Genomic DNA, 13,748 nt, shown 5'->3' with positions numbered 1-13,748 from the left:
AGGAGTGCTGCCCGGGGCTCGTCGTGGTGATGGGTTTGCCGCGTGGAAACACGGCCCTTGCGGGATGCCGGAAGCGCTACTCGGCGCCCTTGCCGAAGTAGTCGGAGCCGCCGGCGTACTCCGTGTGGCCGGATTCGACGTCGGCGGTGGCCATGCTGGCCACAACTTCAGCGAACTCCTCCACGGAGTAGAGCTTTCCGGCCTCGGCGCGGCGGGCTTCAATGGCGCCCGGGTTCGAGCGGTCCAGCAGCGTCGCGGTGACGGTGCCTTCGATCATGTCGCCGGAGACAACCACCAGCGAGATGCCCTTTTCCGCCAGGTTCGGCAGGAGCTCACGCAGGGCGTCCTCGCCGGCACGCTTGCTGCGGGCAACGGGCTCGTATTCTGGCATGGTGGGCACGGAGTCGATGAAGTGGGCCTGGTGGCTGGTCACGAAGACCACGCGTGAGCCTTCCTTCATCAGGGGCACGGCGGCGTTGAGCATGTTGACCTGCGCATCGCGGTTCAGCTTCAGGGCGTAGTCGTCTGCCATGCCGGACTCCATGCCGCCGGAAGCGTTGAGCACCAGGACGTCCAGCGAACCGAAGTTCTCCATGGCGGCGCTGGCCAGGGCCTGCACGCCTTCCTGGGTGGTGAGGTCCGCACCGACGGCCGTGGCGCGGCCGCCGGCAGCTTCGATTCCTGCGACCACCTTGTTGGCGCGCGGCGCCTTCTGGCGGTAATTCACTACGATGGCAGCGCCTTCGGCAGCGAGGTTCTTGGCCACTTCGGCGCCGATTCCCCGTGAGGATCCGGTCACGATGGCGGTTTTGTTGTCCAGCAGTCCCATATGGGCTCCTTTGTTCGAAACGTCTAAATCGCATGATGTCTGGAGTCCATCATGCCAGCGCCTCCCCTACATTCGCTTGTGCGACCCCCACAAAGAAGGCAGTTCACCGTAGTTCCGTAGAGCCTCCCTGCGGTGTTCCGCCCGGCGTATGCTCCCCCTATGACGGGCAGCGCCGGCACTGCTTCCACACCGGAGGAAGTCTTCAGGGATTCACCTGGCGGACTTCAACTCTGCGAGGCAGTCCACTGCGCCATCATGAACGCCGTGCCGGCGACCGTGCGCACCACAAGCAGCCAGATGGCTTTCCGGAACCGGCGCGGCTTCGCCTACGTCTGGAATCCACGCCGGCACCTCAGGACCGGGGTGCCGGCGGTTCTTTCCATCGCACTTTCCCGGCGAATTGACTCGCCCAGGTTTAAGGAAGTGGTCCAGCCGTCCCACGGCGTGTGGATGCACCACCTGGAACTGAACACCGCTGGGGACGTCGACGCCGAGGTCACCGCCTGGCTGCGGGAAGCGTTTGACGCCGCCGCCTGACGGGCCGCGTGGGTCAGTATTCTGTTGTCAGCGTTTCGTGGTCAGTGGCCCATGCCGAGTCCGCCGTCAACGGGAATGACGGCACCGGAAATGTAGGCCGCCTCGTCGCTGGAAATCCAACGGACCACGTTGGCCACTTCCGACGCCTCGGCAAACCGGCCGGCAGGAATGCCGGCGAGGTAGTTTTTCTGGGTGGCCTCGGGCAGTTCCGCGGTCATGTCGGTGTTAATGAATCCGGGGGCTACAACGTTTGCTGTGATCCCGCGCGAACCTAGCTCGCGGGTCAGGGAGCGGGCGATGCCCACCAGGCCGGCCTTGGAAGCGGAGTAGTTGATCTGGCCCGGCGCGCCATAGAGTCCGGAGACCGAGGAAATGAGGACCACGCGGCCCTTGCGCATCCGAATCATGCCCTTTGAGGCGCGCTTGATGACGCGGAATGCGCCGGTGAGGTTGGTATCGATCACGGATGTGAAGTCATCTTCACTCATGCGCATCAGGAGTGTGTCCTTGGTGATTCCCGCGTTTGCCACCAGGACTTCAACGGGACCGTGGGCAGCTTCCACCTCGGCGAAGGCAGCATCCACGGAGGCCTCGTCAGTCACATCGGCCTTCACACCCAGAATCCCGGCCGGCAGCTCCGACGCGCTCCGGTAAGTCACGGCCACCTTGTCGCCGTTGGCAACAAAAGCCTGCGCGATGGCCAGGCCGATGCCGCGGTTTCCACCGGTGATCAGGACGCTGCGGGCCGCTGTAGGTGCTTCAGACATAAAACGCTCCGGGATTCTGCGGCATGTGCAGCCGCGGGTAGGACGGGGTGTGATTTTGCTGCCTCCGATCTTAGCCCGCGTTTGGGCACCACTGACGATGGTGAGAGAATTGAGGCAAGCCTTTGGAGCGTGATCAATCAGCCGTGACCCTTGAAAACCATGCTGGACAGTCCGTGCCTGGAGATCCCGAAAGGTTCTCTGGGGATTCCGGGGTCCACAGCATTACGGACGCGGCGGCCGCCCACTCGGAGGACATGCGCCAGCGCATGATCAAGTACGCGCTGGCCATGGGAATCCGCATGGTCTGCCTCATCCTCATTTTTGTGGTGGACGGCTGGTTCAAACTCGTAATGGTCGCCGGTGCAGTCTTCCTCCCGTGGATCGCGGTGGTGATCGCGAATGGCAGCGACCAGGCGGAGGTCCACAGCGACTCGCTGCTGGACTCGGCGCCGCTTGCCGAGCTGGAAAGCCCGTCCGGGTCGCCGGAACAGGGCGGCTCCACGTCCGCGGTGATCCAGGGCGAGCTCATTGACGACGACGACGAACCCACGCAAGGACAGGAACGGCGCGCCTCATGAACATTTTTGACCTGGCTGCAGGGACCGCTGGTCCCCCGCCGGCCATGGCGGCCATGTGCTCCCGCAAGGCCTGCCGCTCGGAAGCTTCCTGGCAATTGCTCTGGAACAACCCCAAAATCCATACGCCGGACCGCCGCAAGACCTGGCTTGCCTGCGATGACCACCGTGACTGGCTGGAAGATTACCTCCAGACCCGCGGGCTCTGGAAGGAAACCCTGGTCCTGGATTCGGGGCAGGACACCGGCCGGGCGCCGGTAGGGCAGGACGGCTGAATGTACCGCTTCCTCTTTTCCAGCAAGTGGCTGGGATACCTCCTGCTTGCCGCCATCTTTGCCGCTGCCTGCGTCTTCCTCGGCCGCTGGCAGATGGACCGCCGCGCAGAGACCCTCGCGGAGATCAACCGCGTGGTCACCAACTATTCCGCCACACCCATCTCCTTCGACGAGGCGAGGGACGAGTTCTCCGCCCTGGACCCGTCGAAGGAATGGACCCAGGTGGAACTCCAGGGCACGTATGATCCCGACGGCCAGCGGATTGTCCGCAACCGTCCACTGAACGGGCAGCCCGGGTATGAGGTGGTTGTCCCGTTCAAGCTGGAGACCGGTGAAACCGTGGTGATCGACCGCGGCTGGCTGCCCATCGGCAACAAGAACCCGGGCAGTCCGGATTCCATCCCGGCGCCTCCCGCCGGGCCCGTGACCGCCGTCGTCCGCCTCAAGCACGGCGAGCCGCAGTTGGACCGCGGCGCCCCCGACGGCCAGCTTGCTTCCATCGATCTCCCCACTTACGCGGACCAACTGGGCTATCCCGTACTCACCGGCGCCTACGGGCAGCTGGCGTCTGAATCTCCCGCCCCCGCTGACATGCCGTTACCGTTCCCGAAGCCGGCCACCGAAGAAGGCACGCACCTGTCCTATTCGTTGCAGTGGTTCGCGTTTGGGGTGCTGATGTTCGTGGGCTTCGGGTACGCCGCACGGCAGCAGGCCAGGAATGCCGCGATCGACGCCGAGGACGCCGCGGCGGGCGAAGAAGGCTTGACGGATTCGGGCAGTACCGTCCACTCCGCTGCTGCGGCAGCCCGCCGTCGTCCGCCCGTGGCCCGCAAGCGCAAGAAGGCGACCGCCGAAGAAGAGGAAGACGCTCTCCTGGACGCGCAGGGCTACTGACGCATGCACAGTGTGGAAGTGGCCGCCCCCGTGGCGAATGTGAAGAGCGCCCTGACGTCTGCCGGTGCCCAGGACACAGTGCGGATCTTTGACACCAAGGTCCCGACGGCAGCTGCCGCGGCTGAGGCGCTCGGCTGCGACGTTGCGGCCATTACGAACAGCCTGATCTTCGACGTCGACGGTGCCCCGCTCCTGATCCTGGCCAGTGGTGCCGCCAAAGTGGACACAAAGCTCGTGGCGGCGCAGCTGGGAACAGGAAAGATCCGCCGGGCCACCTCCACCTTCGTCCTGCAACACACAGGCCAGGAAGTCGGCGGAGTAGCCCCGATAGGCCACCCGGCAAAGATCAGGACACTCCTGGACAACTCCCTCAAGGCCCACAAAATACTCTGGGCGGGAGCCGGAGACCACAACTCAATGTTCAGCATCACCTACAAAGAGCTGCTGCGAATCACGCACGCAGAGGAAATGGCAGTCCGCTAGCTCCGCCAAGGTGAGTGGACCGTCAGCGCAGCGACGCGGTGGATTTGTGGAGCGTGCGTCTAAGCGAGGAACGAGCGAGCACGCGGCAAATCGAGCGCGGTGCTAAGCGAAGGTGAGGCGGACGCCAAGACGGCTAAGCCAGCGTAATCAGGTCCAGGTAGTCTTCGTTCCAGTGGTCCTCGATGCCGTCGGGCAGCAGCACGACGCGCTCAGGATTTAGCGCTTCGACGGCACCTTCATCGTGGCTCACGAGGACGACGGCGCCGGTGTAGTTGCTCAGGGCCCCGAGGATTTCGGCACGGCTGGCCGGGTCGAGGTTGTTAGTGGGCTCGTCAAGGAGCAACACGTTCGCGCTTGAGGCCACGATGGTGGCCAGGGCCAGCCGGGTCTTCTCGCCGCCGGAGAGCACACCGGCGGGCTTGTCGACGTCGTCTCCGGAGAACAGGAACGAGCCCAGGATGTTGCGGACCTCCGCGTCGTTCATGTCCGGGGCGGAGGAGCGCATGTTTTGCAGGACGGTGCGGTCCACGTCGAGCGTCTCGTGCTCCTGGGCGTAATAGCCCACCTTCAGGCCGTGGCCCGCCACGACCTCGCCGGTGTCCGGCTTGTCGACGCCCGCGAGCATCCGCAGGAGGGTGGTCTTGCCGGCGCCGTTGAGGCCCAGGATGACCACCTTGGAGCCGCGGTCGATGGCCAGGTCCACGTCGGTGAAGATCTCCAGCGAGCCGTAGGACTTGCTGAGTCCGTCCGCGGTTAGGGGAGTCTTGCCGCAGGGTGACGGATCCGGGAAGCGCAGGGCTGCCACGCGGTCGGTCGCGCGCACGGCTTCGAGGCCGCCCAGGAGACGTTCGGCACGCTTGGCCATGTTCTGCGCTGCCACGGCCTTGGTGGCCTTGGCACGCATTTTGTTGGCCTGGTCGATGAGGACCTGGGCCTTCTTCTCCGCGTTGGCGCGCTCACGCTTGCGGGCGCGCTCGTCCGTTTCGCGCTGGAGCAGGTAGCGCTTCCAGTTCATATTGTAGAAGTCGACCTTGGCGCGGTTGGGATCCAGCAGGAACACTTTGTTGACGGTGGCTTCGAGCAGCTCGGTGTCGTGGCTGATTACGATCAGGCCGCCCTGGTGGTTCTTCAGGAACTCGCGGAGCCAGGTGATGGAATCCGCGTCGAGGTGGTTGGTGGGCTCATCGAGGAGCATCGTTTCGGCGTCCGAGTACAGGATCCGGGCGAGTTCCACACGACGGCGCTGGCCGCCGGACAGGGTCTTGAGCGGCTGGTTCAGCAGCCGGTCCGGGAGGGCCAGGTTGGAGCAGATCGCAGCGGCCTCGGCCTCGGCTGCATATCCGCCGGCGGCCAGGAACTCGGATTCCAGCCGGTCATAGCGGTTCATCGCCTTGCGCTGGATCTCGGTGTCCTCGCTGGCCATGTCCTCATGGGTCTGCTTGAGCTTGTTGACGGCGATGTCCAAACCGCGGGCGGAGAGGATTCGGTCGCGGGCCAGCTGTTCCATGTCCGGGGTCCGGGGATCCTGCGGCAGGTAGCCGATCTCGCCGCTGCGGGTAACCTTGCCGCCGGCGGGCTGGCCTTCGCCCGCGAGCACCCGCGTGAGGGTGGTCTTGCCCGCACCGTTACGGCCAACGAGGCCGATCTTGTCGCCCTTGTCGATGCGGAAGCTCACCTGGTCCATTAGGAGCCGGGCGCCGGCGCGCAGTTCAAGATCCTGGACAGTAATCACAGCAGGTAAGGCCTTTCACAACAGGGAAACGCCGCAGCTCAACGGGTGATGTCTGGAAGCAGCCGGGCAGAATGGCCGAAAGAACGGCCTGTCCAAGTCTACTAGCCCCAGCTTCACCCCATAACCGCTGCACCGCCGTCGAGCGTTCGCTCAACGTTTGTGCCCTGCCGTCAGTCCCGGGCGCCCCACTTAGTAGGTCCTCTACAAAAAAGAGCCCGACGGCGGCCGGTAACGTCAGGATCACCCCATGCTTCGCTTGTACAACCACGACAGGAACACCCCATGAGCCAGACTGACACTGCCGGCACCGGCACCGCTTCCCGCTTCCGGAGCCGCTGGAACGCCACCGACCTGGGCCTGATCGCCGTCTTCGCCGCGCTCGTTGCCGGCTCCGCCATGGTGCCCGGCATCGCGGCGAACGTATTCGGCATCCCCATCACTTTCCAGACCCTTGCGGTGATGCTCACCGGACTGATGCTGGGCCCGGGCCGGGGTTTCGCCGCCGTCGGCCTGTACACCCTCCTGGGCCTGGCCGGCCTGCCGATCTTCAGCCAGGGCCGCAGCGGCCTGGGCATCCTGGCCGGACCGTCGGCCGGCTACATCATTGCTTTCCCCATCGCAGCAGCCGTTGTAGGATGGCTCGCCACCGTGGTGATCCGGCGGACAACACGTGCCCGGGCGCTGTGGTTCTTCGCGTCGGCGATGGTCACCAGCATCGCCGTCGTGCACACACTCGGAGTGGCCGGGATCGCCCTGAACACCAAAGCGTCACTGGGTGACGCCTTCCTCGCAGACCTGGTCTTCTACCCCGGTGACGTGATTAAGAACATCCTCGCCGCGGTGATCGCCGTGGCTCTGCACCGGGCATTTCCCGACGTCCTGGTCCGCCGGGTGAAGCGGATCAACAACTAGTCCTGCCATGGCAACCATTTCTTTCCGGCAGGCCGCAGTGGCCGTTGCCGTTGACAACCGCCCGGAACCGAAGACCCTGCTCCAGGACGTCACGCTTGAGCTGACCGAACAGCGCATCGGGGTGATCGGGGCCAACGGGTCCGGCAAGTCCACGCTGCTGCGAATGATCAACGGCCTGGTCCAGCCAAGTTCCGGCGCAGTGTCCGTGGACAGCGCCGACACCGTCCGTGCCGTCCGGGCGGTCCGCAGGCAGGTGGGGTTCGTCTTCACGGATCCTTTGTCGCAGCTGGTGATGCCTACGGGGCGCGAGGACGTGGAGCTTTCGCTCCGCCGCCCGGTCCGCAATGGGGCGGAGCGGCGCAGGCTGGCTGAAGCGGCCCTGGAGCGTCTCGGACTCCTGCCGCTCGCTGACCAAAGCATCTACGAACTCTCCGGAGGCGAACGCCAGCTGATGGCCCTCGCGGCTGTCTTGGCCGTGAATCCCGCTGTGCTGGTGCTGGACGAACCGTCCACGCTCCTGGACCTCCGGAACCGTGAACTCCTGCGCCGCACCCTGGCCGGCCTCGACCAGCAGATCGTGATGTCCACGCACGACCTCGACCTCGCCCTGGAGATGGACCGCGTGCTCGTCGTGGAGGCAGGGCGCGTGATGTTCGACGGCGGCGCGGCGGCGGCCGTCGACGCTTACCGGGCGCTGGTCACCAACGGACTGGCTGCGCCATGAGGGGGCACGGCTTCCTGCTGGCCAACTACGTCCCGGGGAATTCGATCATCCACCGGACGCCGCTGGTACTGAAATTCCTGCTGGTGGTGGGCTGCGGCCTGGTGTCCTTCCTGGTGGTCGACTGGCTGGTCTCCGCCATGGTGCTGGCCGCCCTCGGCGTGCTGTTTCTCCTGACCGGCGCCGGAACCGTGCGGCTCGTAAGTGCTGTCCGTCCTGTTGCCGTGGTGCTGGTGGTTATCGGCCTGTTCCAGTGGTGGCAGCTGGGTGCGCCCACGGCTGCCCGGATTGTCCTGAACATCCTGGTCTGCGTGGTGGCAGCGTCCCTGCTGACGGCCACCACGCCCATGCAGCGGATCCTGGACGGCGTGGTATGGCTGGCCACGCCGTTCCGCCGCTTTGGCGCGGACCCTGAGCGTTTTGCGCTGACCATCGCCATCATGCTCCGCAGCATCCCGTATATCGCCGGCGCCTTTGCAGACGTCAGGGATTCGGCCCGGGCCCGCGGGCTTGAGCGCAACCCGCGTGCCCTCGTTCTGCCCGTCCTCATCACCACCGTGGCCTTCGCCCGCCAGACCGGCGAAGCGCTGGCTGCCCGCGGGCTGGGCGACGCGGAAGACTGACGGGCTTTTGGTCCTTCCTGTGCTGCTTAGGGGACCTGGTGGGCGCCGGCCAGCAACTCGTACCGCAGCAGCGCGGCCGTGCCCATTCCACCGGCAATACTGATCAGGGCCAGCGCCAGCGTGCCGTGATTCGCGGTACGGCGGGCCTGGGCGAGAAGCCGGGTCACCAGCACCGCCCCGGACGCCCCGAAGGCGTGGCCCAATGCCAGCGCCCCGCCGTCGAGGTTGACCCGGTCCGGATCAATGCCCAACTGGTCCAGGCAGGCCAGGGTCTGGGACGCGAAGGCTTCGTTGAACTCCACCAGGTCAACACTGGCAGCCGTCAGCCCCCTCGCCTGCAGGAGCCGCTCCGCGGCAACCGCTGCGCCGATCCCCAGCAGCCCGGGGTCCACACCGGCAGTGTCCGTGGCCAGCACCAGGAGCCCGTCTGTGGCTCCCAGTTCCCGCGCCCGCTGCAGTGAAGTAACGACGACGGCGGAAGCGGCGTCCGCGTCGAAGCATGAGTTTCCGGCGGTGACAGTCCCCCCCGGCACAAAGGCGGGCGGGAACCGCTTGAGAACCGCGGCGGACAGGCCGGGGCGGGGGCCGTCGTCGGCACTGATGGGTCCAGCGGACGTCTCCAGGGTGGTGATCTCGCCGGCGAAAAATCCTGCTTTGGCGGCGGCCAGCGCCCGCTGGTGGCTGCGCAGCGCCGAGGCATCCTGCCGCTCCCGGCTGACCTCGAACCGGGCCGCTACATTCTCGGCCGCGACCCCCATATCCGGGTCGCCGAAGGTGTGCGGCACAAACTGTGCCCGGGCAAAAAAGTCAGGCTCACCGTCGTCGTTCCGGTGGGCCCGCAGCGGAGCCGTGCTGATGCTCTCCACTCCCCCGGCGAGATAGACAGGGTTGCCGCCGGCGGCAACCAGCCGGGCGGCCAGAACGATGGCATCCAGGCCTGACCCGCACTGGCGGTCCACGGTCAGTCCCGGCACACCGACCGGCAAGCCCGCCTCAAGCAGGGCCAGGCGGGCCACGTTGCCGCCGCCGCCCACGGCGTTGCCGATCACCACATCCGTGACTTCTTCGGCCGGCACGCGGGTGTCTGCCAGCAGGTTGACCAGGACCGGCGCGAGAAGCTGGTGCGCACGCAGTTCCTTCAGCGCACCGTTGGCGCGCCGTACCGCGGTGCGCCGCGCCGCGATGATCACGGGCTGCCGGTCCGGCGGCAGCACGTCGCCGGGCGGCATGCCATGGGGCAGCAGGTCAGCGGTCAAGGTGCCGTGCCCTGGGGTCCTTGGAGCCGATCCAGTCCAGCAGGATGTTCCGGCTGACCTTGCCACGGTCCGTGGTGGGAAGTTCGGAGAGCGCGAAGTACTGGAGGGGCCTCTTGTCCCGCGGCAGGATGTTTTCGAGTCCTGCCTTCAGCTGCATGGCCGTGACTCCGCCATGGGACGGAACGACGCCTGCCACCACCCGCTGGCCGCGGAGATCATCGGGTATTCCGGCGGCCACCGCAGCAGCCACGCCCGGCACGGCCGCCAGGGCGAGTTCCACTTCGTGCGGATAGACGTTCTTTCCCGAGGTCAGGATCATGTCGGCGCGTCGGCCCAGGATGTGCAGTTCGCCGTCGGCGAGGTAGCCCTGGTCCCCCACCGTGAACCAGCCGTTGAAGGATCGCAGCGCCTGGCCGTCGTCACCCCACAGGTAGCCGTTGCTGACCATGCCGCTGCGGACACAGATATTGCCGGCTGCACCGTCCTGCAGTTCGGAACCCTCATCGTCCAGGATTCTGACGTCCACGCCCGGAAACGGGTGTCCGATGCCTGTTCCCCCGGCGTCCAGGAGCTCCCCCGCCGCCAGCCCCACACCGGAGACAAAGCTCAGTTCGGACGCGCCGTAGTACTCGAAGATGGTGGCGTTCGGCGCCCAACGCCGTGCTGCTTCGAGGGTGCGTGCATCCAGCTTCGAGCCGGCGCAGATGATGCTACGGATGCCGGAGGCATCCACGCCGCCGGTCAGGCCGCGCTCACTCAGCAGCCGCAGCATGGTGGGCACGAGGATGAGCCGGGTCACGCCGTCGTGCGTAATGGCGGCGTGGACATCACCGACGTCGAAACTCTCCAGCGTCTGGAATTCGGCACCTGCGTAGAGGCACTCAGCCAGGGCATAGAGGTTAAGGCTGGCGGCCAAAGGCCCGGGCGCGAGCGTGACGTCGTCCTGGGCGAGGCCGAAGAACGCAACGGACGCGTCAAAGGACTGCCGCCAGGACTGCCTGGACCGGGTAAACGCCTTGGGCACTGACGTCGTGCCGGAGGTGAGTCCGATCAGGAACGTCGAGTCCGGCGGCCCGTCCGCCAAGGCATCCGCTGCGGAAACCGCGCCGGGCTTGGCCGACTCTGCCAGCCGTCGAACGATCTCCTGGTGCAGGGACTCCGGCCAGGTCGGGTCCAGGACGGCGCATTGCCGCCGGCCGGCAACGGCTGCGGCGAACCTTGCGGCAAAGTCGACGGAGTTGGCCTCCGCAAGCACGGTGACGGCAGCTGTCTCCGGAAGAGCGGCTGCGGCGGCGTCCCGGAGCTCAGCCCAGCGCAGGCGCCGGCCCGCCACCACGACGGCGGTGTCATGGGGGCGTTCTTCGGCCCAGCGCTGGATTCTATCGAGAAAAGGCATCGTCCCAACTTTACCGGCCGGACTCCGCTTCGGTGGTGCCGCTAAGGGCTATTGTGACTTCATGAGCTTCAATGACAACGTGCAGCTGGACCCATCCCAGGTCCAGGACCGGCGTGGCACGGGCCGTGGGGCCAAGGTCGGCGGCGGCATCGGTGGCGGAATCGTCCTGCTGATAGCTGTGCTCCTCGGCGTCAACCCCGCCTTGCTCGAAGGCCTGACCGGCGGAGCGGGCACAGCTGATCAGAACCAGGGCACGGCCCCGGCCTGCACCACAGGGGCCGACGCCGACGCGCGGCTGGACTGCCGGATCACCGGCACGGTGAACAGCCTGAACGCGTTCTGGCCGGCGTATCTCCAGCAATACAACGTGCAGTACCCGCAGCCGGAGACGGTGATCTTCGACCAGGCCGTCAACAGCGCGTGCGGGACGGCTTCCAGCGCGGTTGGCCCCTTCTACTGCCCGGCTGACAGCACCGCCTACTTCGATCCCGGGTTCTTCCAGGATCTCGTGGACCGCTTCGGATCCTCGGGAGGTCCCCTGGCGCAGGAGTACGTGGTGGCACACGAATTCGGCCACCACATCCAGAACGTGCTGGGGTACATCGACCGCGCGCAGCAGGACCCGCAGGGGCCCGAGTCGGGCGCCGTCCGCGTGGAACTCCAGGCCGACTGCTATGCCGGCCTCTGGGTAAAGCACGCCTCAACCCAGCCCGGACCCGACGGCCAGCCGTTCCTGGAACCGATCACCCAGCAGGACCTGAACGATGCCCTGTCCGCAGCGTCAGCGGTGGGCGATGACCGGATCCAGGAAGCGGCCACCGGACGGGTCTCACCCGAGGCCTGGACGCACGGGTCCAGCGAACAGCGGCAGAAATGGTTCTACACCGGCTACCAGACCGGCGACATCAACCAGTGCGACACCTTCTCGGCGCCCACTCTCTGATTTCTAACACCATCGATTGCTCCGTAACGGCCGTTATGGGGGCTCAAAAGGGCGTGGGCCCACGCCGGCAGGGTTCCCTGGCCGAGCTTGCGAGGCTAGGGGGCCGGTGGGGAGGAGCAACCGATGAGGGAACGACGACGGCCGGCTACCTCCGCTGGGGAGGTGACCGGCCGCCGTCGTACTTTAAGCGGTGAAAACTCAGATGTTGAAGCCGAGGGCCCGCATCTGGTCCTTGCCGTCATCGGTGATCCGCTCCGGACCCCAAGGCGGCATCCACACCCAGTTCAGGCGCCAGTCGTCAACGACGCCGTCAAGGGACTTGCCTACCTGCTCCTCGATGACATCGGTGAGCGGGCAGGCGGCCGTGGTGAGCGTCATGTCGATCAGCAGCGCGCCGTCGTCGTCGGAGTACTTCAGGCCGTACAGCAGCCCGAGGTCCACGATGTTCACACCGAGTTCCGGGTCGATGACGTCCTTGAGTGCCTCTTCGACATCTTCGAGGCCCGTGCGGGCCGCATTGATTTCGGTCATGGCAAGTCCTATCTAGGCCTGTGCGGCAGCAGCGATGGTGGCTGCGCCGGCGCCCGTGGCGTAACGGTCGTAGCCTTCGTCTTCGAGGCGGTCGGCCAGTTCCGGGCCGCCCTCTTCGACAACCTGGCCGTCTACGAAGACGTGGACGAAGTCAGGCTTGATGTAGCGCAGGATGCGGGTGTAGTGCGTGATGAGCAGCGTGCCCATGTTGCCCGCTTCGTGTGCACGGTTGACGCCTTCTGAGACAACCTTCAGGGCGTCAACGTCCAGGCCCGAGTCGGTCTCGTCGAGGATGGCGAACTTCGGCTTGAAGAGTTCCAGCTGGAGGATCTCGACGCGCTTCTTCTCGCCGCCGGAGAAGCCTTCGTTGACGTTGCGCTCGGCGAAGTCTGCATCGATGCGCAGCTGGGCCATGGCCGCCTTGACGTCCTTGGTCCAGGTACGCAGCTTGGGCGCTTCGCCGTCGATGGCGGTCTTTGCGGTACGCAGGAAGTTGGTCATGCTGACACCGGGGACCTCCACGGGGTACTGCATGGCCAGGAAGAGGCCGGCGCGGGCCCGCTGGTCAACGGTCATCGCGAGGACATCTTCGCCGTCGAGCGTGATGGTTCCGCTGGTGACCTTGTAGCGCGGGTGCCCGGCAATGGTGGAGGCCAGGGTTGACTTGCCCGAACCGTTGGGGCCCATGATGGCGTGGGTCTGACCGGTCTTGATGGTCAGGCTGACGCCCTTCAGGATCTCCTTGGTGCCCTGCTCAGTGTCAATGCTGACGTGCAGGTCCTTGATCTCAAGAGTAGACATAGGTCTTGTTCTCCTCTGCACCGCGCCCTCCGGCGGTGGTGCGGTCTGTATCTGGAAGTTTGGTTCTGTTGCTTGGTATTGCTGCTCGCGGCTGATCTGCCGGGTTGATGCTGCTAGCTGAAGTTCGGGGCTTCCGCTCCGTTGAGCACGTTCGTGAAGTCCACGTAGACCTCGTCGCCGACGATCTCGACGGCGAACACCGGGACGGGATCGTAGGCGGGGAGCTGGAGCGGCTCACCGCTGCGCAGGTCGAACTGGGAACCGTGGCCCCAGCATTCGATCATGCACCCTTCCACTTCGCCCTCGGACAGTGAGATGTCCGCGTGCGAGCAGGTGTCCCCGATGGCGTGGATGTCTCCCATGGAGTCCTTCACGATGGCTACGGGGTAGTCATCGATCAGGATCCGGAGCGCCTGCTTGAGCTGGATTTCATCCGTCTTGCAGACAAATTCGCCCTTTGGCTGGTCAGTCAT

General features: G+C 65.9%; 17 protein-coding genes. 9 read left to right on the top strand and 8 right to left on the bottom strand.

The window, feature by feature from the left end; genetic code table 11:
- Nucleotides 1–76: 76 nt before the first annotated feature.
- Nucleotides 77–829, bottom strand: a complete 753-nt coding sequence (locus ASG77_RS00795; protein WP_056339872.1) for an SDR family oxidoreductase — start codon at nt 827–829, stop codon at nt 77–79.
- A gap of 159 nt (nt 830–988) precedes the next feature.
- Between ASG77_RS00795 and ASG77_RS00790 the strand changes: the two genes are divergently transcribed.
- A complete protein-coding gene (locus ASG77_RS00790) occupies nt 989–1,366 on the top strand; it encodes a DUF5655 domain-containing protein (protein WP_056339869.1) in 378 nt (125 codons plus the stop codon).
- A 41-nt stretch (nt 1,367–1,407) separates the two neighbouring features.
- Here the strand turns inward: ASG77_RS00790 and fabG are convergent, their stop codons facing one another.
- The gene (gene fabG, locus ASG77_RS00785) at nt 1,408–2,133 is read right to left on the bottom strand and encodes a 3-oxoacyl-ACP reductase FabG (protein ID WP_056339866.1); all 726 of its coding nucleotides are present in this window, start codon (nt 2,131–2,133) and stop codon (nt 1,408–1,410) included.
- Nucleotides 2,134–2,276: 143 nt separating this feature from the next.
- On the opposite strand from fabG, the gene ASG77_RS00780 reads away from it, so the two are divergent.
- From ASG77_RS00780 to ASG77_RS00765, 4 genes are read left to right on the top strand one after another with little or no spacing between them, the layout of a single operon-like run.
- Entirely contained in the window at nt 2,277–2,711 is a 435-nt protein-coding gene (locus ASG77_RS00780) for a DUF3099 domain-containing protein (protein ID WP_056339863.1), read from the top strand.
- Nucleotides 2,708–2,983, top strand: coding sequence for a hypothetical protein (locus ASG77_RS00775; protein WP_056339860.1), 276 nt, complete (start codon nt 2,708–2,710; stop codon nt 2,981–2,983). The genes ASG77_RS00780 and ASG77_RS00775 overlap by 4 nt, the downstream gene beginning before the upstream one ends.
- On the top strand, nt 2,984–3,877 hold the full coding sequence (locus ASG77_RS00770; protein WP_056339857.1) for an SURF1 family cytochrome oxidase biogenesis protein: 894 nt from the start codon (nt 2,984–2,986) through the stop codon (nt 3,875–3,877). It begins immediately after the preceding gene.
- A 3-nt stretch (nt 3,878–3,880) separates the two neighbouring features.
- Nucleotides 3,881–4,360, top strand: coding sequence for a YbaK/EbsC family protein (locus ASG77_RS00765; RefSeq protein WP_056339854.1), 480 nt, complete (start codon nt 3,881–3,883; stop codon nt 4,358–4,360).
- A 133-nt stretch (nt 4,361–4,493) separates the two neighbouring features.
- On the opposite strand, the gene ASG77_RS00760 is transcribed toward ASG77_RS00765, so the two are convergent.
- Entirely contained in the window at nt 4,494–6,092 is a 1,599-nt protein-coding gene (locus tag ASG77_RS00760; protein WP_056339851.1) for an ABC-F family ATP-binding cassette domain-containing protein, read from the bottom strand.
- A 282-nt stretch (nt 6,093–6,374) separates the two neighbouring features.
- Between ASG77_RS00760 and ASG77_RS00755 the strand changes: the two genes are divergently transcribed.
- From ASG77_RS00755 to ASG77_RS00745, 3 genes are read left to right on the top strand one after another with little or no spacing between them, the layout of a single operon-like run.
- Nucleotides 6,375–7,004, top strand: a complete 630-nt coding sequence (locus ASG77_RS00755) for a biotin transporter BioY (protein WP_056339847.1) — start codon at nt 6,375–6,377, stop codon at nt 7,002–7,004.
- A gap of 7 nt (nt 7,005–7,011) precedes the next feature.
- Entirely contained in the window at nt 7,012–7,728 is a 717-nt protein-coding gene (locus tag ASG77_RS00750) for an energy-coupling factor ABC transporter ATP-binding protein (protein WP_056339843.1), read from the top strand.
- Nucleotides 7,725–8,348: an energy-coupling factor transporter transmembrane component T family protein gene (locus ASG77_RS00745; RefSeq protein WP_056339840.1), complete on the top strand. Its 624-nt coding sequence runs from the start codon at nt 7,725–7,727 to the stop codon at nt 8,346–8,348. The genes ASG77_RS00750 and ASG77_RS00745 overlap by 4 nt, the downstream gene beginning before the upstream one ends.
- 26 nt (nt 8,349–8,374) lie before the next feature.
- On the opposite strand, the gene ASG77_RS00740 is transcribed toward ASG77_RS00745, so the two are convergent.
- On the bottom strand, nt 8,375–9,577 hold the full coding sequence (locus tag ASG77_RS00740) for a thiolase family protein (protein WP_056341474.1): 1,203 nt from the start codon (nt 9,575–9,577) through the stop codon (nt 8,375–8,377).
- Nucleotides 9,578–9,593: 16 nt separating this feature from the next.
- Nucleotides 9,594–11,000, bottom strand: a complete 1,407-nt coding sequence (locus ASG77_RS00735) for a class I adenylate-forming enzyme family protein (protein WP_056339838.1) — start codon at nt 10,998–11,000, stop codon at nt 9,594–9,596.
- A 61-nt stretch (nt 11,001–11,061) separates the two neighbouring features.
- On the opposite strand from ASG77_RS00735, the gene ypfJ reads away from it, so the two are divergent.
- A complete protein-coding gene (gene ypfJ / locus ASG77_RS00730) occupies nt 11,062–11,943 on the top strand; it encodes a KPN_02809 family neutral zinc metallopeptidase (protein ID WP_056339835.1) in 882 nt (293 codons plus the stop codon).
- A gap of 198 nt (nt 11,944–12,141) precedes the next feature.
- On the opposite strand, the gene ASG77_RS00725 is transcribed toward ypfJ, so the two are convergent.
- From ASG77_RS00725 to ASG77_RS00715, 3 genes are all read right to left on the bottom strand, one after another.
- Complete coding sequence (locus tag ASG77_RS00725; protein WP_056339832.1) at nt 12,142–12,474, bottom strand: metal-sulfur cluster assembly factor; 333 nt, start codon at nt 12,472–12,474, stop codon at nt 12,142–12,144.
- Nucleotides 12,475–12,486: 12 nt separating this feature from the next.
- Nucleotides 12,487–13,275, bottom strand: coding sequence for a Fe-S cluster assembly ATPase SufC (sufC, locus tag ASG77_RS00720; protein WP_056339828.1), 789 nt, complete (start codon nt 13,273–13,275; stop codon nt 12,487–12,489).
- Nucleotides 13,276–13,388: 113 nt separating this feature from the next.
- Nucleotides 13,389–13,748, bottom strand: a complete 360-nt coding sequence (locus ASG77_RS00715) for a non-heme iron oxygenase ferredoxin subunit (protein WP_056339825.1) — start codon at nt 13,746–13,748, stop codon at nt 13,389–13,391.

This window comes from Arthrobacter sp. Soil762 (assembly GCF_001428335.1).
GTDB lineage: Bacteria > Actinomycetota > Actinomycetes > Actinomycetales > Micrococcaceae > Arthrobacter.
Note: the sequence above shows the minus strand (reverse complement) of the source record. Positions and strands in the feature narration are given on the sequence as shown.